Origin of the sequence: Segatella copri (assembly GCF_009495355.1) — a bacterium.
Lineage (GTDB): Bacteria > Bacteroidota > Bacteroidia > Bacteroidales > Bacteroidaceae > Prevotella.
Genome location: NZ_VZAD01000038.1, coordinates 45215 through 68059, shown reverse-complemented (window position 1 = coordinate 68059; position 22845 = coordinate 45215). Strand labels below are relative to the sequence as shown.

Genomic DNA, 22845 nt, shown 5'->3' with positions numbered 1-22845 from the left:
CTTTTTTCATCAAGGCCTCAGGTTTCGAAAGATTCCTGAGGCTTTTTCGTTTTTCTCACGCTAATCATGCTGATGCTGCAATTCTTGCAAATGAAACAGCTCTTGTTGATAATGCAGTTCTCGCACGTATCTCTTGCTGACAAGGTAGCTCGCGCCGCTTTCGCTTATAGCACAGAGTCTTTCCATCATTGTTCTTTTCAAGTTCATGCAGGTGATTTCTGATTCATTCATTTTCTATTCATTAGTGACTATTTTTATAATTTATCTATGAAAAGTTGATTGATTTAAGTCAAAGAATAGTGTTATAAAGTGTTTAAGAATTTAAAATACCGCTGATAATCAGTGAATTACTTGTGAGATTCGTTTTTTTTTCGTATCTTTGCAAACGATAAGAATAAGGATAACAGTTTCTTATGTTTTTTCGTATAGACTGTTATCCGTTAAGGTATCTAACGGAACTGAGATGAGCAACCGTTCTTTTTCTCAAAAGTTGCCATCGCGAAATCACTGATGTTGTAGTTCAGCTTTTCAGGTTCCATAAAATAATTAATATGAAGAGAATAACAATGTTGATGGTCAGCATTCTCATGCTGACGCTTAATGTAGACGCAGCATCGGCTGCAACGATGTCTAAACAAAATGTTTCCTCTAATGAGTTTGATTGGAATCCAGTGATGGAGGCGATAATTCAGGTAGAGAGTGAAGGAAATCCAAGAGCAAAGAGTGGTAATTCTGTTGGCGTGATGCAGATAACTCCAATCTTGGTAGCAGAATGCAATAAGATCTTGAAGCGTAAGAATAGTAAGAAGCGTTACAAGTTGTCTGATAGATACAGTATCTCTAAGTCTAAGGAGATGTTCCTGTTGATGCAGTCTGTTTATAATCCTCTGAATAGTATTGAGCAGGCTATCCGTGCCTGGAATGGTGGTAACCATTACAGCGTCAAGAGAACGCAGCGCTATTTTGAGAAAGTAATGAAGCTATTGAAAAAATGAAATGGTTTTATACTATCCGGTTATTCCAATGGAGTAATCGGATTTTTTGTTTTATAACTTGTCCTTTCTGTAATGTTTATCTGAGATTGCTGACATTGCCGAATGATTCGTCTTTTAGTGCTTTTTCATGGGTTTAAATAGCGACCTCGTCATTCCCTTTATCGTCTGGATCCGTCCTTATTTAAATGAAAAATCGGATAAGAATGTTGGAAATCAACTTCTTACCCGATATTAGTTGCGGCGGCAGGACTCGAACATGCGACCTCCAGGTTATGAGCCTGGCGAGCTACCAACTGCTCCACACCGCGATATAATCAACTCATTTCTGAATTGCGAGTGCAAAGGTACTAACTTTTCTTGAAATGACCAAATGTTTTCTGTATATTATTACCGTTTTAACGGATTTTAAAGTTTATTATTTGCTTATATCGAATTAAAGCACTAAATTTGCACACAGATAATTTATTGTGCAACTAATAATAACAGGGGGACTTTGATATGTCAATATCCAAAACTCGACAGAAACTGGTAGACGTTGCTCGGCAACTTTTTGCAAAGAATGGTATAGCCAACACGACGATGAATGACATTGCTGTGGCTTCGGGCAAGGGAAGACGAACGCTGTATACTTATTTTAGTAGGAAAGAAGATGTATACTATGCGGTTATAGAATCAGAGTTGGAACGTCTTTCCGACAAGTTGGATGAGGTTGCCGCATGTAAGATTCGCCCCCAAGATAAGATTATCGAATTGATTTATACCCATTTGAGTATGATCAAAGAAACCGTGGTTCGAAACGGTAACCTTCGAGCAGAGTTTTTCCGTAATATCTGGATGGTAGAAAAGGCTCGCAAGAACTTTGATGAAGACGAGATTGAACTTTTCAGAAAGGTTTATACTGAAGGAAAGGAAGACGGTGAGTTTGACATAGAGAACGTAGATTTGGTTGCCGATATCACCCACTATTGTATCAAAGGTTTGGAGGTACCCTTCATCTATGGTCGTCTGGGACATGGCTTGACTGAAGAGAGCAGCAAGCCTTTAGTTGCCAAGGTGGTGTATGGTGCTTTAGGAAAGTCTGGACTAAAATTGTAAACCGAAATTTATATTTAATGTTGTCAATGTCGAACATGCTATATATAATAAGGTGTATAGTCAGACTCTAAGTAGAAAGTATTCATCATGCTCCGCCAAAGAGTATTCAATATATCCAAGCAGAGAAATTTATAAACACATCATAAACTATAAAACAAAACAAAATGGGATTATTAACAGGTAAGACAGCCCTTGTAACAGGAGCTGCCCGCGGCATCGGAAAGGCTGTCGCAATGAAATTCGCCTCAGAGGGCGCAAACATCGCATTTACAGACCTCGTTCTTAACGATGACATGGCTGCCGGTTTGGAGGCAACACGTAAGGAAATCGAGGCTCTTGGTGTAACTTGTCGTGCTTATGCAGGCAATGCTGCCGATTTCGAGGAGACAGAGAAGACTGTTAAGCAGGTACAGGCTGACTTTGGTTCTATCGATATCTTGGTAAACAATGCTGGTATTACCAAGGATGGTTTGATGCTTCGTATGTCAGAGGCTCAGTGGGATGCAGTTCTGAATGTAAATTTGAAGTCTGCGTTCAACTTTATCCATGCTTGTTCACCTATCATGCTCCGTCAGCGTAGTGGCTCTATTATCAACATGGCTTCTGTAGTAGGTGTTCATGGTAATGCTGGTCAGTGTAACTATGCAGCTTCTAAGGCAGGTATGATTGCTTTGGCTAAGTCTATTGCCCAGGAGTTGGGTCCTAAGGGTGTACGTGCTAATGCTGTAGCTCCAGGTTTCATCGAGACAGCTATGACAGCTCAGTTGCCAGAGGATATCCGCAAGGACTGGATGAAGAAGATTCCTTTGCGTCGTGGTGGTCAGACTGAGGATATTGCAAATGTTTGTCTCTTCCTCGCTTCTGATATGTCTAGCTACGTTAGTGGTCAGGTTATCCAGATTGATGGTGGTATGAATATGTAATCTATCTGTATTAGAACGTGCAAGTAGTTTACGAAGATAATCATATAATTATTGTCTCAAAGAGAAGTGGTGAAATCGTGCAGGGCGATAAGACCGGCGACGAGCCTCTCTCTGAGACGGTAAAACAATATATCAAGGCGAAGTATCAGAAACCGGGAAATGTGTTCCTGGGTGTGGTACATCGCCTTGATCGTCCTGTATCAGGACTTGTTGTTTTTGCCAAGACTTCCAAGGCGCTCAGCAGATTGAACAATATGTTCAGAGACGGCGAGGTGCACAAGACCTATTGGGCCATAGTGAAGAATAAGCCCCGTTTGGAAGAGGCTGAGCTGGTGAATTGGATTGTGAGAAACGAGAAGCAGAACAAGAGCTACGCCTATGATCATGAGGTGAAAAACTCGAAGAAGGCGATTCTGCGTTACAAGATGATAGGTTCTTCCGACCATTACTCTTTGCTTGAGGTGAATCTGTTGACAGGACGTCATCACCAGATAAGATGCCAGTTGGCAAAGATGGGATGTCCTATCAAGGGAGATTTAAAGTATGGTGCTCCTCGCAGCAATCCCGACGGTAGCATTTCATTGTTGTCGCATAGGGTTGAGTTCGTTCATCCTGTATCTAAGGAGACTATCGTCGTAGAGGCTCCTTTGCCCGATGACAATCTATGGAAGGCGATAGCGCCATAACCGATAGAATCCATATCACTGATACCATAGGCGATGGTTAGTAAGAAATTGACTTCAGTTTTACAATATAAAACTTAGAATCCATGTCTACAAAGAAAAAATGCGGAATTTGGGCAGCAGTTATCGTATTTACCCCGATATTGCTGATAGCTTTGCTGACTTTGTTGCTTTATCTGCCACCTGTGCAGAACTGGGCAGTGAAGCGCGTGGCTGCCTATGCTTCCGAGTCTACAGGCATGGATATTACAGTAAAGCACGTGGAACTGGTCTTTCCACTGCGATTGGGTGTTGAGGGTGTGAAGGCGCTTCAGCCCATCGATTCGTTGAAAAACAGTAATGATGTAACTCTCAGAAATAAAAAAGATACAGTTGCTGATATAGAAAAAATGGTAGTTGACATTCAGTTGATGCCTTTATTCAAGCAGCAGGTAATGGTGGACGAGTTGGACTTCAGACGTATGAAGGTCAACACCACCAACTGGATACACGAGGCGCGTATCAAGGGTGATGTCGGGCAGATGGCATTGCGTGCCCATGGCATCGACCTGAGCAAGGAACTTGTCCATGTAGATGACGCCTTGTTGTCGGATGCCCGTCTGTCGGTAGAACTGAGTGATACCGTACCTCCCGATACTACGCCAAAGACCAACAAGTGGAAGGTGAATATCCAGAAGCTCAAGTTGAAAAACACAGCTTTGGCGCTTCACATGCCAGGAGATACTCTCAGGGTAAATGCCTATATGGGTGATGCTACGGCTCATTGTACCTACCTCGATCTCTTCAAAGGACTTTATCAAGTGCGTGCCCTCGACTGGCGAAAGGGCAGGGTAACTTACGACAATTATCAGACAGAAATGCTGGCTGGTAAGAATATCTCTGTGCTTCGTCCGGCAGAAGGTCTGGACTTCAACCACATTGCCTTGTCGGATATGAATTTGAAGGCTGACTCATTCTATTTCTGTGACTCGAAGATAGATGTAAAGATTCGTCAGGCACAGTTCAGAGAACGCTGTGGTCTGAACGTACAGCAGATGTATGGCCGGTTTGTGATGGATTCATTGAAGTTGCAGTTGCCCGACCTCTGTCTGCGAACTCCTTCCTCCACTCTTCAGACCATGGTCGACATGGACATGAATGCCTTTGCCGACAGTGCTCCTGGCAAGTTGACTGCTATGATACGAGGCAGTATCGGCAGAGAAGACCTTATGCTTTTTGCCGGTGCATACATGCCTCAAAAGATGCGTCGGAACTGGCCTTATTATCCTATGGAGGTTGCCGGTACAGTAAAGGGAAACATGCAGCGTCTTAGCTATTCGGGTTTGAAACTCAATTTGCCTTCAGCCTTCCAGTTGTCCTCCGATGGTTGGTTGGCACATCTCAACGATATGTCTCAGATGAAGGCGAAAATACATTTAGATGCGCGTACCTATCATTTGGGATTTGTTACAGCGATGCTTGATCCGGCTCTAATGAAGGTTGTGCGTATCCCTAATGGCATGATCCTGAAGGGAGATGTCGCAGTGGACGGCTCTAAGTATGCCACCAAGATGACCTTGTGGGAAGGTCGTGGACGAATGAATGTAGAAGCATCTGTTGTTACTCATACAAAGAAAGACGGAAGTCTCGACATGAACCAGCTGGCCTATCGTGCCAAGGTACAAGCCCATCAGATACAGGTGAGTCATTTCCTGCCTCATCAGGAACTTTACTCTTTTACAGGATCGATGGAAGCCCAGGGCGTGGGCACTGATTTCTTGTCCAACCATACTCGACTCAACGCCAAGGCAAAGGTGGCACAGCTGCATTATGGCAAGTATCACATCAACAACTTGTTGGCTGTTGCCCATGTAGCAAATGGTAAAGTACATGCAGACATCGACAGCAATAATCAGTTGCTCAAGGGATTGGTGAGCCTGGATGCGCTGACCAACAGCAAGAATCTGGAAGGAACAGTAGTAGCTGATGTCAGGAATGTGGACCTTTACCTCATGGGACTCACCAAGGTGCCTATGAGAGCAACTGCCTGTGGACAGGTAGACCTGAAGACCAACCTGAAGGAGGACCACTACCTGCAGGCTATGTTGGGCAGTATCGTCATCAAGACTCAGCAAAAAGAATATCGTCCCGTGGATATTGTTGCCGACGTGTTGACTCGTCGCGATACAACCCATGCCGTACTCAATTGTGGTGACTTCCATCTTCGTATGGACACCCATGGAGGTTATAAAAAGTTGCTGTCAAGACTTGATGAACTGCAAGGCGAGGTGATGAGTCAACTCAAGAACCGACGTATCGACCAGGTGGCTATCCGTCGCGAGTTCCCCTTGGGTCGCATCACTCTTACCACAGGAAAAGACAATTTCATCTCCCGTTTTATCGAGTACAACGGCTATCATTTCAAGACGGTGGACATGGATCTTCGTACCTCACCCATATCAGGTCTGAACGGTCATCTTAATATCGACTCTTTGGTGGCACAAGGTGTACAGTTGGATACGGTTCGTGCCAACGTGATGACCCAGGGCGACACCATCCGGTATACGGCGAGGATTGTGAACAACAAGAAGAATCCGCAATACGTATTCCAGGCATTGGTGGATGGCGAGTTGGCAGAGCGAGGCTCCGATATCGCAGCCCGCATCTATGATGCCAACGGCAAGTTGGGCGTGCGTGTAGGGTTGGCGGCAATGATGCAGGAAAACGGCATCAAGGTGAGTCTTACCGATACTCATCCTATACTGGGATATAAGAAATTTACAGCCAACGATGACAACTATCTGATGCTGGGACGCGATATGCGTATCTCTGCCAAGCTTCAGTTGGAGTCCAGCAAGGGAATGGGTGTGCGTATCTACTCTAACGACGGCAATGAGGATGCCCTGCAGGATATCACTATCGGCATGACCCGTTTTGATTTGGACAAGGTACTGAGTGTCATACCTTATATGCCTGATGTCTCAGGTATCATGAATGGCGATTTCCATGTCGTGCAGACCAAGGAGGCCTTGTCAGTATCGTCCAATCTATCGGTCGACAACTTGGTTTACGAGAATTGCCCGATGGGTAATGTCGGCTCCGAGTTCGTGTATATGCCTATGAGCGATGGCACTCATGCCGTCGACGGAATACTGAAATACAACGATGAGGACGTAGCCACCATCAAAGGTACTTACCAGTCGGAGGGCGAGGGCTATCTCGACGCTACTGTCGGCATGGACAAACTGCCGCTCCACTTCATCAATGGATTTGTGCCCGACCAGCTTGTTGGTCTGGAAGGTTGTGGTGAGGGAAGTCTTACCATCAAGGGCTCGTTGAGCAAGCCACAGGTAGACGGCGAGATATACATGGACTCTGTTTATTTAGTGAGTGTGCCTTACGGACTGAGGATGCGTTTCGACAACGACCCAGTGAGGATAGCCGGCAGTAAGTTGCTCTTCGAGAACTTCATGATGTATGCCAACAATGAGAGTCCGCTCAACATACAGGGCTATCTGGATTTCTCCAATCTCGATAAGATGATGCTTGATGTCAGGATGCGTGCCCAGAACTTCCTCCTGGTAGATGCTAAGGAGAATGCCCGTTCCGAGGCTTTCGGTAAGGCGTATGTCAACTTTTTGGGAAGTATGCGTGGCGCCTTGTCTAATCTGAAGATGCGAGGTAAGCTCGACGTGCTGGGTAATACCGACATGACTTATATCCTGCGAGAGTCGGAACTCACCACTGATACTCAGCTTGAGGAGTTGGTGAAGTTTACCGATTTCAAAGACAGTAAGCAAGAGACGGTGGTGCGTCCAAAACTCGAAGGCTTCGATATGCTCTTGGGTATGTCGATAGATGAGTCTGCCCGTATTCTTTGTGCGCTGAATGCCGACAAGTCCAATTATATTGACCTTGTGGGTGGAGGCGACTTGCGTATGACTTACAATCCTGCCGACAATCTGCGTCTGTCGGGTAAGTATACATTGAGTAATGGCGAGATGAAATACTCCTTGCCTGTCATTCCACTGAAGACCTTTACCATTCAGGACGGAAGTTATATCGAGTTTACGGGCGATCCTTTCAATCCTACGCTCAACATCACGGCTACCGAGAAGATCAAATCGACCGTGAATGAAGGGCAGGGTACAGGCCGATCGGTAGATTTCGAGTGTGGGGTGAAACTGTCGCAGACACTGAATAAGCCTGGTATACAGTTTATCATCTCAGCACCTTCCGACATGAACGTCCAGGATGAGTTGAACACGATGAGTGTGGACGAACGTGGCAAGGTGGCTATCACCATGCTGGCTTCGGGCATGTATCTTGCCAACGGCAATACCAATTCGTTCTCGATGAACAGTGCCCTCAGCTCGTTCCTCAATTCCGAAATCAACAACATTGCAGGAACCGCCATGCGCTCCATGGGACTTGATATAGGCATGACTGTCGACAACTCTCTCAATGCTGCCGGTGCATTGCATACTGACTACAATTTTAAGTTTGCCAAGCGATTCTTCAACAATCGTCTGAGCTTCAGTGTGGGCGGTCAGGTTTCTTCGGGAGCCGAGATGGAGAATGCTGTCAACAACGATACCTTCTTTAATAATGTGGAGATACAATATCGACTCAACGATGGAGCCAGTCAGTATATCCGAGGTTTCTACAACAACAACATCTACGACTGGTTAGAGGGTCAGATCGGCGAGTATGGTGTTGGTTTTATGTGGCGCAGAAAATTGCAGCGCTTCAGTGATATCTTCCGCTTTAAGACCGAGAAACAGGCTTTGCCACGTGCTGCAGCCGACACCCTGAAGGCTGTGCCTGCAGCTGTTCAACAAAAATGAAAAAGCAAATGATGAAAAACAGAAAGTGCATTCCCTATAATCATTCCCGCGGCTTCCGCCTGTTGGCTATGGTATTTGTTGCCATAGTGGTGGTTGCCGCAGGTACATCTTGTTCTTCCACGAGTGCTCTCAAGGAAGGCGAGCAGCTCTTCACGGGTCTGAAGAAAATAGAATATACCGATTATGAGCCAGGCGGTTATGCCGATTCTACGATTCTCGAAATGGAGTCGGTACTGGCTTCTGCCCCTAATGGAGCCCTCTTCGGCAGCAGTTATTATCGCACGCCTTTCCCTGTTCGCCTTTGGGTTTGGAATGCTTTCTCGCAGTCGGATGGCGCCATAGCCAAGTGGATTACCAAGGCATTCGGCTCACGTCCTAAATTGATGGGCAATGTGAATCCACGATTGCGTGCACAGGTAGCAGAGAACCAGCTTGCCAAGTATGGCTATTTTCATGGCAAGGTAAACTACGAGATTCTGACCCAGAAAAATCCCAAGAAGGCCAAGTTGGCTTATCATGTGTCTTTGGGCCCGTTGATGACCATTGATACGTTGCAGTATGTCAATTTCCCATCAGTAGTCTCTGCTTTGATCGATTCCACCCGTCAGGAGGCTTTGGTACATACGGGCAGCCCATTCAATGTACCTCGCCTGGAAGGTGAGCGTCAGCGCCTTACCCGTCTGTTCCGCAACAATGGCTATTATTTTTATCAGAATGGCTATGTCTCCTATCTTGCTGATACCTTAGATGTGCCAGGCAAGGCAAGCATGAAGATGATCATGGCCGACAGCCTCGACTCGCAGGTCACCCGCCAGTGGTATCTCGGCAATATCAATATCAACTTCCGCAAGCAGTTTACAGAAGAGCTTACCGATTCTTTCTGTCGCCGTTACCTCAATATCCGTTATCATGGCAAGAAGATGCCTATCCGTGCTGGTGTGGTGTTGCGCGACTTGAACTTGCGTCCCCGACAGCTATACAGGGTAGAGAACGAGGAAAAGGCGCGCCAGCATTTGCAGTCGATGGGAGTCTTCAATTATACCAGCCTTCAGTTTACTCCTCGTGACACCACAGCTCTGTGCGATACCTTGGATGCCACACTCGACTTGATTTTCGACAAGCCTTATGATTTCTATATAGAGACCAATGTCAAGGGCAAAACCACAGGCCGTGTAGGTCCCGAGTTGGTTGTAGGTTTTACCAAGCGCAATGCCTTCCGTGGAGGCGAGAAGCTCGATATCAATCTGCATGGCTCTTACGAGTGGCAGACAGGCGAGAAGGGCAACGGAGCCAGCTCCAACCATATCAATTCCTATGAGTATGGTACGGATGTGTCACTCTCGTTCCCAAGCATCGTCACCCCGTTCAATCTATTTACGACCATGGCACAGCGTGAGCGCCGTTTCCGCAAAGGTCATATCCCGCGTTCATTCTATGGTGTTCCTTCCACCACAGTGAAGGCATCGATGAATGTGCTCAACAGGGCTGGTTATTTCCGTCGCCATGTGGTGTCGGGTGAACTTACCTACGACTGGGCTACCTCAGCCAAGCATCGCCATTCGTTCAGTCCTTTAGTGTTGTCGTATGAGTTTATGAACAGCCGTACCGCAGCCTTCGATGAGGCCATCTCTGAGAGTCCTTATCTGCAGATAGCCATGCGCGACCAGTTTGTACCCAAGATGAGCTACACCTATACTTATACCAGTCCGGCGAAATACCGTCATCCCATCATCTGGTCGACGACTGTCAGCGAGGCAGGCAACATCCTGTCGTTGGGTTATCTCTGTACTGGCAAGAAGTGGAACGACGAGGACAAGGAGATGTTCCGCAATCCTTATTCCCAGTTCCTGAAGTTGGAGACCGACTTTGTGAAGTACTGGCGCATTGCCGAGCATTCCACCTTGGTGGGTCACCTCAATGCGGGTGTGGTATGGAGTTATGGTAACAGCGAGAAGGCGCCTTATTACGAGCAGTTCTACATTGGCGGTGCCAACAGTGTGCGTGCTTTCAATGTGCGAAGCATTGGCCCCGGTCAGTATCTGCCTACAGGCAGCAAGTATTCCTATATCGACCAGACAGGCGACATTAAGTTTCTTGCCAACATTGAGTATCGTCCTCGCATCTGGGGCGACCTGTATGGAGCCTTGTTCCTTGATGCCGGCAACGTGTGGACACTTCGCAGCGAGGAGCACAGTCCGCAGGGACAGTTCAAGTTCCGAAAGTTCTTCAAGCAGATGGCTGTGGGCACGGGTGTGGGTGTGCGCTATGATATGGGTATGTTCGTCATCCGTGTAGACTGGGGTGTGGGGCTTCATGTGCCTTACGAAACCAGCAAGAAGGGCTTCTACAATATCGATTCCTTCAAAAACTCGCATAGCCTCCATCTGACTGTGGGTTATCCTTTCTGATTTTTGCCGGTAGTCGCATAGATGTAGACGAATGAAATATAAATCGCCAAAAAAAAGTGATAAAAATTGTGCAGCAGTCATTTTTTTATTACTTTTGCATACTGTTAGATAATATCAACTATTAAACAAATAAAATATGAAACCTACATTATTGCTTTTGGCGGCTGGTATGGGTAGCCGCTATGGTGGTTTGAAACAGCTCGATGGTCTGGGTCCTAACGGCGAGACCATTATGGACTACAGTATTTACGATGCCATTCAGGCAGGATTTGGCAAGATTGTCTTTGTCATCCGTAAGGATTTTGAAGATCAGTTCCGTGAGAAGATACTTGCCAAGTATGAGGGACATATCCCAGCAGAACTCTGCTTCCAGTCACTCGACGCTCTTCCTGAAGGATTCTCAGTTCCCGAGGGTCGTGAGAAGCCATGGGGTACCAACCATGCTGTATTGATGGCAAAGGACATTATCAAGGAGCCTTTCTGTGTCATCAACTGTGATGACTTCTACAATCGTGACTGTTTCAAGGTCATAGGCAAGTTCCTTTCCGAACTTCCAGAGGGCAGCAAGAACAACTATGCCATGGTAGGTTTCCGTGTAGGCAACACCTTGAGCGAGAATGGTACTGTGGCTCGTGGCATCTGCTCAAAGGACGATGCTGAGAATCTGACCACAGTCGTGGAGCGTACAGAGATTATGCGCGTAGACGGCAAGGTGTCTTACAAGGACGAGGACGGCAAGTGGGTAGCTGTTGAGGACAACACTCCTGTATCTATGAACGTATGGGGCTTCACTCCCGACTATTTTGAGCACAGCGAGGCTTACTTCAAGGAGTTCCTCAGCGATCCTAAGAATATGGAGAACCTGAAAGCTGAGTTCTTCATTCCATTGATGGTCAACAAGCTGATCAACGACGGCACAGCTACCGTCAAGGTACTCGACACCACAAGCAAGTGGTTTGGTGTCACTTATGCTGCCGACCGTCCATCAGTAGTAGCAAGAATTCAGAGTCTGATAGACGAAGGCGTTTATCCAAGCAAACTCTTCTAAATGAACGTAAATATATTGAGTTCACAAGAAGCCGCTACCCTCCAGGAGATGATAGCGGCTTCTCAGCATATTGTGATATGTTGTCATAAGTCGCCCGACGGAGATGCCATCGGCTCTTCTTTGGGATGGCGTGGCTTTTTGCTCTCGCAGGGCAAGCAGGCACAGGTATGTATGCCCGACATGATGCCCGACTATCTGCAGTGGCTGCCCGACAGTCAGACCATTCTGCGTTATGACAAGCATCCTGCCGAGGTGCAGCGTGCTTTCGATGAGGCCGATTTGGTGTTCTGTCTCGACTTCAATGGCGCTGGTCGTCTCGACGAGATGCAGGATGTGCTTATCGGCTGTCGTGCCCGTAAGGTGATGATCGACCATCATCTGGCACCCTGTATGGATGTCGATCTTCAGATTTCTCAGCCCCACATGAGCAGTGCCAGCGAGCTGGTGTTCCGCATCGTGTGGCAGTTGGGAGGCTTCGGGCAGATGGACCGCAAGTGGGCTGCCTGTGTATATTGTGGCATGATGACCGATACGGGCGGTTTTACCTACAATTCCACCGACCCTACCATCTATTTTATTATCAGCCAGCTGCTTACCAAGGGCATCGATAAAGACAAGATCTATCGCAATGTATTCAATAACAGCAGCCTTTCTGCCATCCGTTTTCGCGGTTATTTGATGAGCGAGAAGCTCCGTGTGGTGGAGGGCTTGCATGCATCTTATTATTGTGTCACCCGTCAGGATATGAAGCGATTCCATTTCATCAAGGGCGACCTCGAAGGTTTGGTCAACGAACCACTGCGTATCAAGGGACATAAGTTTTCCATCTCCTTGCGCGAAGATACCGAGCGCGACAATCTGATATTAGTGAGTCTTCGTTCGGTCGACGACTTCCCGTGCAACAAGGTTTCCGAGCAGTTTTTCAATGGCGGAGGCCATCTCAATGCCTCGGGAGGCAAGTTGTTCTGCAGCATGGCAGAGGCAGAGGTGGTAGCCAAAAAAGCCATCAAAGCGTTCGAGTCATTGCTGAAATAAGAAAGATAAGTGATAAATAATAATAAAATAGGACTGCCAACATTGGCAGTCCTGTTTTTTTTTTGTACCTTTGCGCCATATTTGTATAAAAATTACGAACTTAAAGAATGAAGAAACTATTATTAGCAATGATAGCAGTAGCGGCTTTGATCTCATTTGCCGCGTGTGACCATAATGAGACATATGCAGACCAGCGCGACAGAGAGCTGGACTCTATCAATGCATTCTTGCGCAATGAGAATATCAAAGTCATCAAAGAGGCCGAGTTTGAAAAACGTTTCGAAGCCCGTAAGGCTGGTGACAAGACGGTCAAGTTGACTGATACCGATCCCAATAACAACGAGTATGTGCTCTTCGAGAGCAATGGTATCTATATGCAGGTCATCAACGATGGTTGTGGCGACTATATCGCCAAGGGTAAAACCAAGAATGTGTTGTGCCGATTCACGGAGTATTGTCTTGCCAACCGTGCCAAGATATGCGACGAGGCCATCACACTGACCAATGATGTGCCTACTTATGCGGCAATGACCGATGAGATAAGCGTAACCAATACGTCAGGAACGTTTGAAGGCTCTTTTGTCGACATTAAAAAAAGTCTCTTGGCAAATACCTACAATTCCTCTTATTATGGTACCGTGAGTGCCACGGTTCCATCAGGCTGGTTGATTCCTTTCACTTGGATCAAGGTGGGGCGTCTCATTACTGCCGACGATGAACTGGCGCATGTGCGCCTGTTGGTACCTCATACTTATGGCACTACCTCAGCTTCAGCGAGTGTGTATGCCTGTCTGTATGACATTCGCTTCCAGGCTGCCCGTTAAGGGAGTGGTTTCTTTTCTTCTGAACATTTATCAAGCATTAACGTCTTAATAAGAATATTATGACTCTAATCAAATCTATTTCTGGTATCCGCGGAACTATAGGCGGACCAGCGGGCGATACTCTTAATCCGCTCGACATCGTCAAGTTTACTTCAGCTTACGCTACCTTTATTCGTCGTAGCGGACAGTCTTCAAGCAATACTATCGTAGTGGGCCGCGATGCCCGCATCTCTGGCGAGATGGTCAAGAATGTAGTATGTGGCACCTTGATGGGCATGGGTTATGATGTGCTCAACATAGGTCTGGCTACTACTCCTACCACCGAACTCGCTGTCACCATGAGTGGGGCAGCAGGTGGTATTATCATCACAGCCTCTCACAATCCTCGTCAGTGGAACGCCCTCAAGCTTCTCAATGAGAAGGGAGAGTTCCTGACAGCCGCCAACGGCAATGAGGTGCTTGCCATCGCCGAGAAGGAAGACTTCGAGTATGCCGATGTCGATCATTTAGGCAAATATACTGAGGACAATAGCTTCAACAAGCGCCATATCGATTCTGTGCTTGCTTTGAAACTCGTTGATGTGGAGGCTATCCGTAAGGCACATTTCAAGGTTTGTGTTGACTCTATCAACTCTGTGGGTGGTGTCATCCTTCCTGAGTTGCTCGATGCGTTAGGAGTGGAGTATACCTTCCTGAACGGTGAGCCTACTGGCGACTTCGCTCACAACCCAGAGCCATTGGAGAAGAACCTCGGTGGCATCATGGACGAGTTGAAGAAGGGTGGCTACAACATGGGTATCGTTGTTGACCCTGATGTTGACCGCTTGGCTTTCATCTGCGAGGACGGCAAGATGTTTGGCGAGGAATATACCTTGGTGAGCGTGGCCGATTACGTGCTGAGCCATACTCCTGGCAATACTGTCAGCAACCTGTCTTCTACCCGTGCTCTCCGTGATGTGACCGAGAAGCATGGCGGCAAATATACTGCTGCTGCAGTAGGCGAGGTGAATGTCACCACCAAGATGAAGGACGTTCATGCCGTGATAGGTGGCGAGGGTAATGGCGGTGTCATCTATCCAGAGAGCCACTATGGCCGTGATGCCCTCGTAGGTATCTCCCTTTTCCTGAGCAGTCTGGCACATAGGGGTTGTAAGGTGAGCGAGCTTCGTGCCACTTTCCCCAACTACTTCATCGCCAAGAATCGTATCGACCTGACACCTTCTACTGATGTAGATGCTATACTCGTGAAGGTAAAGGAGATGTATGGCAAGGAGAAGGATGTGACCGTAACAGATATCGATGGCGTGAAACTCGACTTCCCTGACAAGTGGGTTCACCTTCGCAAGAGTAATACCGAGCCCATCATCCGCGTATATAGCGAGGCTTCCACCATGGAGCAGGCCGACGAACTCGGTAAGAAGCTCATGCAGGTGGTTTATGATATGCAGTAGATGCTACGAAAAAATGCAGGAATATGGGTGAAATGTTCTTGCAGAATATAAGTAATAAAACCGCCCAACAGCTGATGTGCACTTGCACAATAGCTGTTGGGCGGTTGTCTTTCAGGTGTTGTGCGGTTGCACAACACGAGTAGTGAAGTTTTCTTTTTACTCTTCGGCGAGTTCTTTCATCGTGTCGTTGAGAGTATTGAAGAGTACATTGATGTTTTCTTCTTCCTCTTTGCACGCCTCTTTGAAGAGCGCCACAGGGTCTTCGCTGCTGCTTTTCAGCGGTGTCTCGTTGAGCAGTATGTTCACGTTGTTGAGCAGCATGCCGTGGATAGTTGGCATGTGCAACTGTGGCAGTTTGCCCTCCTTGCTTCCACATTTCAGCCCGGCGGCATAAGCCTTCACGATAATCCTTACCAGCAGGTGCACAGCCATGGGCTCGTCGGCCAGACTGATGAGGATGCCGTGGGTATAGTCGCGTACATGCTCCTCAAGGGTAGTGAACTTGCCCTGCAGAAGCCAGGTGAAGTTGCGCTTGTATTCAGCCTCCATGGCCTTGTACAGCTGTGGACTCTTGCAGGCAATGCGCAGGTAGTCGAGCATGGTAGGCTCGAAGGTTGGGTCGGCTTTCTTCATACTGTCGAAGTTCTTGTGCATGCGCTCGTTGGCTTCCTCGGCAGTCTTGTAGTTCAGACGTACCAAGGTAGAGAACATGATGTCGAAGTAATATTGGTTTACCTCGCCATAGTGTTCCAACATCATCTGCTTGATTTCCTTTGGATCGTTTTTCTTCTCGAAGTCGTTGCCCTCTATGACAGCATCGATGATGCCACGTGCGTAAGCCTCGAAGAAACCTCTTACGAAACTTGCCACAGCCTGATAGCTGTTTATTCTTTTCTTCATTTATTTGAATATCTTGAATTCGTAGCCCTGTTCCTGAAGCCATTCTATAGCCTTCGGAAGGGCAGTCTTCAATTTGTCTATGCTCTTCAGCGAGTCGTGGAATGTAATGATACTTCCGTTGCGGGCGTATCGTTTCACATTGTCTACCACGTCCTCTGCCGTCAGCCACTTGGAGTAGTCACGTGTTACCACATCCCACATGATTACCTCGTAGGTGCGGTGCAACCACCAGTACTCGCTGGGTCTCATCCATCCGTGTGGCGGACGGAATAGGTGGGCGTGGATGATTTCGTTGGCCTTGTTGGTGTTGAGCACATAGGAGATCACACGATGCTTGAAGGCTCCAATGTGGTTGAATGTATGGTTGCCTATCTGATGGCCCTCTGCCACAATCTGGTTGTAGAGGTCATGATTGCGCAACACGTTTTCTCCCACCATGAAGAATGTCGCCTTGATGTTGTATTTCCTCAGCGTCTCAAGGATAAAAGGTGTAGATTCGGGTATGGGTCCGTCGTCGAACGTCAGGTAAACAGAGTGTTCCTTCGGATCCATCCTCCAAATTGCCTTCGGATACAGCCATCTCAGCCATTTGGCTGGTTGCTCGATAAACATAGACGAGTTCTTTTTAAATGTTTAATATTCAGAAGCTAAAGGAGTTAAGGAGTTATCGCTCCCTTCGGTCGCTGAGGAGTTAACTCCTCATTTTAGTACCCTTCAGGCATACGTCCTCCACGTCCGTGATAGAGTGTGTAGAGGGCGTTGAGCTGCTTGGCATACTGTGCTTCCAGTTTAGGACTTACCATGCCAGCCACCTCTGCTGCACTCTGCATGATCATGATCTGGCGTATGCAGTCGCTCTGTGCCTGTGCGAATCGATCGGCGTTGAGCGAGAGGTAGTAGTTGAGATACTGTGTGGCGTTGGTCCATACTTTCTTGAGGTATTCCTCACCCTTGGCCTTCTGACCGGTGAGGAGCCATCCTCGTGCCATGTCGAGACCGCCGCTCATATAGTCGACAGGAACATTATAATAAGGTATCTCCACGTCGGCTTTCTTCAGAATGTCGATGGCTTTCTTGTCCTTGTGCTCAGCGATGAGCGCCAGGGCTGTCTGAGCCAGCAGGCGACGGTGAGTGTAGCACATACGCATAGTGGTTTCGTCCACATACAGACCTTTCTGCTTCAGGTTGCCAAACTTGAAGCGGGTCATGATGTTGTGGTATGCTTTCTCCGTATCAAAGTTCTTGGCACCAGGCTTGTTGGTGGTGAAAGGAGTGATACGGTTGACGAGTCCCTCCTGTACGAAGTTGTCACCCAAGTTCATATAGTTCTCCTCACCTACGGTGAGTGCCACATAGAGCGGACGCTTCCAGTTGCATTGTGCCAGCATCTCGAGCATCATGAGGTCGTTCTTATAGAGCGCGTTTTTTCCTGCCAATGAGATAACCATCTTGTCTGGTATGCTGTCGGCTGCCATCATCATACCGCTCTGCTTTACTGCCTCCTTGTCGATAGTGAGGTAGAGGGTGTCGGTAGGAATTATGTGCAGGTCGGGGTTCTTGCTGCGAACCCAGTATTTCAGCACATTCTTCAACTCGAATGGATTCTCGCCCAACTGCTTCTTGGCTGTCTCGGGATCCTGCTTGTAGAAGTCGAGAATCTGCTGCTTGGCCTCTGGCTCTATGGTCACATACTCATTGGTTCCTGAACAGAAGTCGAGTCGTGGCCAGGTGATAGGAACGGAAGGTGAATTGTATGCAGGACGTTTCATCTGGTCGATATACCAGTCGGTCTGCAGATAGCTCAGGTTGCAAACTCGTGCGTCTGTGCCTACACCTTCCACTTCCTGGTTGTACCACAATGGGAAGGTATCGTTGTCACCGTTGGTAAAGATGATAGGATTGCCCTTCTCCTGGAGCGACATCAGATAGTTCTGACCAAAGTCGCGGCAGGTGTATCGGTTGCTGCGGTCGTGGTCATCCCATGTCTGCGAAGCCATTTGTATAGGTACAAGGAGTGTGATGACTGCCACGATGGCTGCTACGGCAGTACCGCTCAATTTGGCATGCTCTTTCAGCAGGTCGAGGATAGCCAGTACGCCCAGGCCACACCAGATGGCAAAGGCATAGAACGAGCCGGCATAGGCGTAGTCGCGCTCACGAGGCTGCATAGGCACCTGGTTCAGATAAATCACGATGGCAAGACCTGTCATGAAGAAGAGGAAGAACACCACCCAGAACTGCTGGATACCGATAGGCAGCAACTCCTCTGTCTCCTTTCCGTTCTTCACCACCTTGCGCTTGCGGGTGTACCATGCCTGCCAGAAGAGACCGATGAGACCCAATATCAGAGGCATGCAGTAGAACACGTTGTGTCCCTTATTCTCCTTCAGGTCATCAGGCAACTTGCTCTGGTCGCCCAACATGGCGTTGTCGATAAACGGAATGCCCGTAATCCAGTTGCCATGCTCAGGCTCGCCGTTGCCCTGGATGTCGTTCTGTCGTCCGGCAAAGTTCCACATGAAGTAGCGCCAGTACATGAAGTTGCACTGGTAGGAGAGGAAGAAGCGTATGTTGTCCCACTGTGATGGAACCTTTACTGTCATGTTCTCACCGCAACGGTCGAAAGGTACTTCTGTTCCGTTGACGCCACCCATCCAGTCTTCGTATGCCTGTGCGTGAGCGGCATCATACATACGTGGGAAGAACATATTTTGCGCATACTTATATTTATTCTTGTGGCTCACTACGAAGTATGAGTCCTTCTCGTCCTTGCTGGCTTTCTCCTTGCGCTGGTATACGGGAGCACCCTCGGTCATCACCGGCTTGCACATGTCGCCATCCACCTCGAGTGCCACCTGTGAGGTATAGGCCTGTCCGTAGAACAGAGGACGGTCGCCATACTGGTCACGGCTCAGATAGCTGCCAAGGGTGAAGATATCCTCTGGCGAGTTCTGGTCCATAGGAGGGTTGGCAGCCGAGCGGATCACGATGAGGGCATAGCTTGAGTAACCTATCATCAGCATCAGCATGCACAGCAGGGCTGTGTTCTTCACGCGGGCTGAGATGAGAGGCAGGAGCTGCACTTTGGTCTTGGTAAGTCCGGTAGTCTCGTCGTTCTTAACCACAACTTCCTTCTTGCGCTTGTAACCCAGTACAAACCACAATACGATGAGCACCGCGATACCTGTGATGGCAGCGCTCCATCCATATCCGTAGAAGGGGATTCCGAGCATGCCGAAGCCCAAGACGAAGGCAAGGTTCTGTCGCTTCTCGTTCTTGTCAGTGGCATTGTAGGTCTCGTAGATACCCCAGATGACCGAAGCCACCAAGCAGATGATATATACGATCTCACCCGTATTGAATGGGCAGCCTAAGGTGTTGACGAAGAACAGCTCAAACCATCCGCCCACGGTGATGATACCAGGCACCACTCCATAGAGCACGGCAACGACTACCAGAAAAGATACGAACAGCGCCAGGAGCGAGCCCTTGAGGTTGGCATGTGGCACCTTCTTGTAGTAATATACCAATACGATGGCAGGGATGCAGAGCAGGTTGAGCAGGTGAACACCGATGCTGAGGCCTGTCATATAGGCGATGAGTACCAGCCATCGGTCGCTGTGAGGCTCGTCGGCATGGTCTTCCCATTTCAGGATAAGCCAGAAAACCACGGCAGTAAAGGCAGATGAGAAAGCATATACCTCACCCTCTACAGCCGAGAACCAAAAGGTATCGCTGAAGGTATAGATGAGTGCTCCCACCATACCCGATGCCTCGATGCCTACCATCTTGGCGGTGGTCATCTCTTTCCAGTCGCCGATGATGAGCTTGCGTGCCAAGTGCGTGATGGTCCAGAAGAGGAACATGATGCAGACGGCACTCAGCAGAGCGTTCATCGTGTTCACCATCTTGGCGACTTGTGTGGTATCGCTGGCAAAATGAGTAAAGAAATTACCTAAGAGCATGAAGAAAGGTGCCCCAGGAGGGTGACCGATTTCCTGCTTGTAGGCAGTTGTGATAAACTCAGGACAGTCCCAGAAACTGGCTGTCGGCTCAATTGTGGAGCAATACACGAAGGCCGCAATAAGGAAAGCGACCCATCCGAAGATATTGTCCACCAATTTGTACTGTTTCATTATTGTTTTAAAACTTAAATGTATGATTTTACTTTCTTTACGATGCCTCAGGGCATAAATCGCTGCAAAGATACTAAAAAGAGAAGAAAAAGAGCGAAGTTTGCTGTTTTTTTTAGATAATATTATATTTCTCAGAAAGCCCCTTCCATAAAGCGATTGTGGAACAGGTTCTGTTCATCATCGTCAGTCTTGCCAAAGCCATCCTCATCACGATAATACATACCATCAGGATTAACCTCCCATCTCACTTTGGCTATGCCATCCTCATAATCATAGATATTTTGCAACAAAAATTAAAGGATTTGGGTTAAATAGGCCTTTATCTTAATATTTAAGCCGTAGCGAAATCATAAACTCACGACCACGCAGCGGTACGCGGTAGTATTGAAAATTGGCTCTTTGATAAAGCGAAACTTCGTAGTCTTTGCGGTTAAACAAATTGTTGATATTTGCGCTTGCAGACCAGCGAGAATTGAAATCGTAGCGCAGACCGGCATTCAAAAAACTGTTAATAGAGTAATGGTTACGGACTATTTCGAAGGCCGATTGCGAAAAGTCGGCATACAGCCGGAGTTTACTGATAGGATAGAAATCCATAGTTAAGGAATAATAGGCATTTTTCAGCAGGTTGTCAGTTGCAGAGAAGACATCAGGCTTTTTCCAACTGATATTTCCGGCCATGGTGAGTTTGGGTTGGAACCATGTCAGTCCGCTCCATTGCGCCGTGACTGAAGCATGCAAGGCATGATAGCGCATATAATCTTCCACCTCGTTTTGAGACACAAACTCCTTATTATATGAATAATTTGTCTGTCCGCTCAAATTGATGTGGGCATTGCGAAAGTTCTTACGACATGACAGTGCCATGCTCCAGGTAGTTTTCGTGCGGTCGTTCCACACTGGAACAAAGAGCGTATAATCTGGCATATAAAGACTTTTAAGATAATGGTCGGAAGTACTGCGCGTCCAGCCGACATAAACATTCCACGAAAAGAGCGTGATGGTGTTCAGATACGACAGACGGAGATTCGCCAACGCGACACGCTGCACCGAAAGGCTGTCGATACCTGTCGTAAATGTACGGTAGTTGTTCATCATCGTTCCATTGAACCAAGGATCGGCGTTTGAAGCATTTTGGTTATAGGCTACCGAGGTTTCCATTCGCAATAGATAACTAATTTGTTGAGTGAAATCGAGCGAAGGAGAGAATAGAACTTTTTGTTCTTTTTCTTTCCGCCAGCCACAGCGGGAAATGGTATATTCCACAGGAAGAAGTAGTTCGACGTTTCCACCGCTCCACTGAATTTGATACGATGGTTCGAGTGTGTGCAGCCAATAGGACGAAGTAGCCGTCTGTTGGGTATCGTGTAGTCGGTTGTGCTTGTATTCTATAATGTAACCCAACGTCAAGGGATTGCCCGCTATATCGAAAGCCGTGGAAAGCCGGTGGCGCATAAACCAATGGTTCAGATAATAGCTCTGCCGTTTGTATTCGTTATCTGCTGTTGTCCAATAATCAGAAAGTCGCTCGCGCGTCTGATAGGTACGCACAATGGAAGCCAAACTATAGACACGACTTGGAGTGGTCAGGTTGACATTGGCGACATTCTGAATAAAATAAGGTTTGCGATGTATGTCCTCTCCCAAAGAGCCTAAATTGGTTACATTTTGATTATAGGAGCTGACATCCTGCCATTGTCCCGAAAGGATGTTCTCCACGTACACCTTCTTGCCATTCAATTCGTAACGCACCTGTCCTTTTACTACATCTTCACAGCTCTTTTGCCGATTGTTTTCGTAAATACTGATTGTGTCGCCCGCATAATACTCGCTTCGGGTGCTATCCTCACGGTTTTCTCCTTCGTGGTTGTAAAGCAGATTGAAACGTAAAGTGGAATAAGGAGTGAAAGCGTGCATATAATTCAGTCCGGCAAAATAGGAACGGTTGTTCAAGTAATAAATAGGTGAAATGGGTGGACGGCGGGTTGTAGTAGAATAGAGGAAAGGAGCTGGCAATTGCTCTTGTGCATAAATGCCCGTATAGTTCGACATGCCATTTTGCAAGTTGCGCAATGAGGCACCTCTGTTGTTTAAGGCTCCGGTAAATAATACTTGATTCTTCTTTGCCACTTGAATCCCTGTCAGACTACCGTCCCATATAGCAGGCGTTCCTCCAGCTCCCACTTCTGCGTCACCAAAAGGGCGCATTTTATAGTTCTTTTTTAACCTTATATTGAGTGTCGCATGATTACTATGAATTTTTCCTTCCAAGGCACGGATGGGCTGATTATTTTCCATAACCTGAATCGTAGATACGGCCTCAGCTGGCATATTCTGAGTGGCTTGGTTATATTGATCACCCATAAGGTCTAATCCCTCAATGTTCAGTTTATTGATGCTGCTACCCTGATACAGAATTTGTCCTGAATTCGTCACTTCAATACCCGGCATGCGTTTGAGCACATCCTCAATGCTATAGTCCTCTTTCTGACGAAAAGACTCTACATAATAGTCAAGCGTA

15 protein-coding genes and 1 tRNA gene are annotated in these 22845 nt (G+C 47.4%); 10 read left to right on the top strand and 6 right to left on the bottom strand.

Annotated elements, in window-relative coordinates; genetic code table 11:
• Nucleotides 1-551 precede the first annotated feature (551 nt).
• Nucleotides 552-995 (top strand): lytic transglycosylase domain-containing protein, encoded by a 444-nt coding sequence (locus F7D20_RS04685; protein ID WP_158463047.1) that lies wholly within the window; start codon nucleotides 552-554, stop codon nucleotides 993-995.
• A 235-nt stretch (nucleotides 996-1230) separates the two neighbouring features.
• Here F7D20_RS04685 and F7D20_RS04680 read toward each other — a convergent pair.
• A tRNA-Met gene (locus F7D20_RS04680) sits at nucleotides 1231-1303 on the bottom strand.
• 190 nt (nucleotides 1304-1493) lie between these two features.
• Here F7D20_RS04680 and F7D20_RS04675 point away from each other — a divergent pair.
• From F7D20_RS04675 to glmM, 9 genes are all read left to right on the top strand, one after another.
• Nucleotides 1494-2090 carry a TetR/AcrR family transcriptional regulator gene (locus tag F7D20_RS04675; protein WP_022252892.1) on the top strand — a complete coding sequence of 199 codons (597 nt, stop codon included), beginning with the start codon at nucleotides 1494-1496 and terminating at the stop codon, nucleotides 2088-2090.
• 164 nt (nucleotides 2091-2254) lie between these two features.
• Complete coding sequence (gene fabG, locus F7D20_RS04670; protein ID WP_158463046.1) at nucleotides 2255-3013, top strand: 3-oxoacyl-[acyl-carrier-protein] reductase; 759 nt, start codon at nucleotides 2255-2257, stop codon at nucleotides 3011-3013.
• Between the two features lie 17 nt (nucleotides 3014-3030).
• The gene (locus F7D20_RS04665; RefSeq protein ID WP_217757379.1) at nucleotides 3031-3699 is read left to right on the top strand and encodes an RluA family pseudouridine synthase; all 669 of its coding nucleotides are present in this window, start codon (nucleotides 3031-3033) and stop codon (nucleotides 3697-3699) included.
• Nucleotides 3700-3782: 83 nt separating this feature from the next.
• The gene (locus F7D20_RS04660; RefSeq protein WP_158463045.1) at nucleotides 3783-8522 is read left to right on the top strand and encodes a translocation/assembly module TamB domain-containing protein; all 4740 of its coding nucleotides are present in this window, start codon (nucleotides 3783-3785) and stop codon (nucleotides 8520-8522) included.
• An 8-nt stretch (nucleotides 8523-8530) separates the two neighbouring features.
• The gene (locus tag F7D20_RS04655) at nucleotides 8531-10930 is read left to right on the top strand and encodes a BamA/TamA family outer membrane protein (RefSeq protein ID WP_437182653.1); all 2400 of its coding nucleotides are present in this window, start codon (nucleotides 8531-8533) and stop codon (nucleotides 10928-10930) included.
• A gap of 136 nt (nucleotides 10931-11066) precedes the next feature.
• Nucleotides 11067-11978 carry a nucleotidyltransferase gene (locus F7D20_RS04650; protein ID WP_158463044.1) on the top strand — a complete coding sequence of 304 codons (912 nt, stop codon included), beginning with the start codon at nucleotides 11067-11069 and terminating at the stop codon, nucleotides 11976-11978.
• Entirely contained in the window at nucleotides 11979-13013 is a 1035-nt protein-coding gene (locus F7D20_RS04645) for a DHH family phosphoesterase (RefSeq protein WP_158463043.1), read from the top strand.
• 107 nt (nucleotides 13014-13120) lie between these two features.
• Nucleotides 13121-13837 (top strand): DUF4827 domain-containing protein, encoded by a 717-nt coding sequence (locus F7D20_RS04640; protein WP_158463042.1) that lies wholly within the window; start codon nucleotides 13121-13123, stop codon nucleotides 13835-13837.
• Between the two features lie 59 nt (nucleotides 13838-13896).
• Nucleotides 13897-15288 carry a phosphoglucosamine mutase gene (gene glmM, locus F7D20_RS04635; RefSeq protein ID WP_158463041.1) on the top strand — a complete coding sequence of 464 codons (1392 nt, stop codon included), beginning with the start codon at nucleotides 13897-13899 and terminating at the stop codon, nucleotides 15286-15288.
• 156 nt (nucleotides 15289-15444) lie between these two features.
• Here glmM and F7D20_RS04630 read toward each other — a convergent pair whose 3' ends face one another.
• The 5 genes from F7D20_RS04630 to F7D20_RS04610 form a co-directional block, all read right to left on the bottom strand.
• Nucleotides 15445-16188: a hypothetical protein gene (locus tag F7D20_RS04630; RefSeq protein ID WP_158463040.1), complete on the bottom strand. Its 744-nt coding sequence runs from the start codon at nucleotides 16186-16188 to the stop codon at nucleotides 15445-15447.
• A complete protein-coding gene (locus F7D20_RS04625; RefSeq protein ID WP_022252882.1) occupies nucleotides 16189-16800 on the bottom strand; it encodes a polysaccharide deacetylase family protein in 612 nt (203 codons plus the stop codon).
• A 92-nt stretch (nucleotides 16801-16892) separates the two neighbouring features.
• On the bottom strand, nucleotides 16893-20324 hold the full coding sequence (locus F7D20_RS04620; RefSeq protein ID WP_158463039.1) for a glycosyltransferase family 117 protein: 3432 nt from the start codon (nucleotides 20322-20324) through the stop codon (nucleotides 16893-16895).
• 131 nt (nucleotides 20325-20455) lie between these two features.
• Nucleotides 20456-20614 (bottom strand): hypothetical protein, encoded by a 159-nt coding sequence (locus F7D20_RS04615; protein WP_158463038.1) that lies wholly within the window; start codon nucleotides 20612-20614, stop codon nucleotides 20456-20458.
• Between the two features lie 34 nt (nucleotides 20615-20648).
• Entirely contained in the window at nucleotides 20649-22688 is a 2040-nt protein-coding gene (locus F7D20_RS04610) for a TonB-dependent receptor (protein ID WP_228114102.1), read from the bottom strand.
• Nucleotides 22689-22845: the final 157 nt, after the last annotated feature.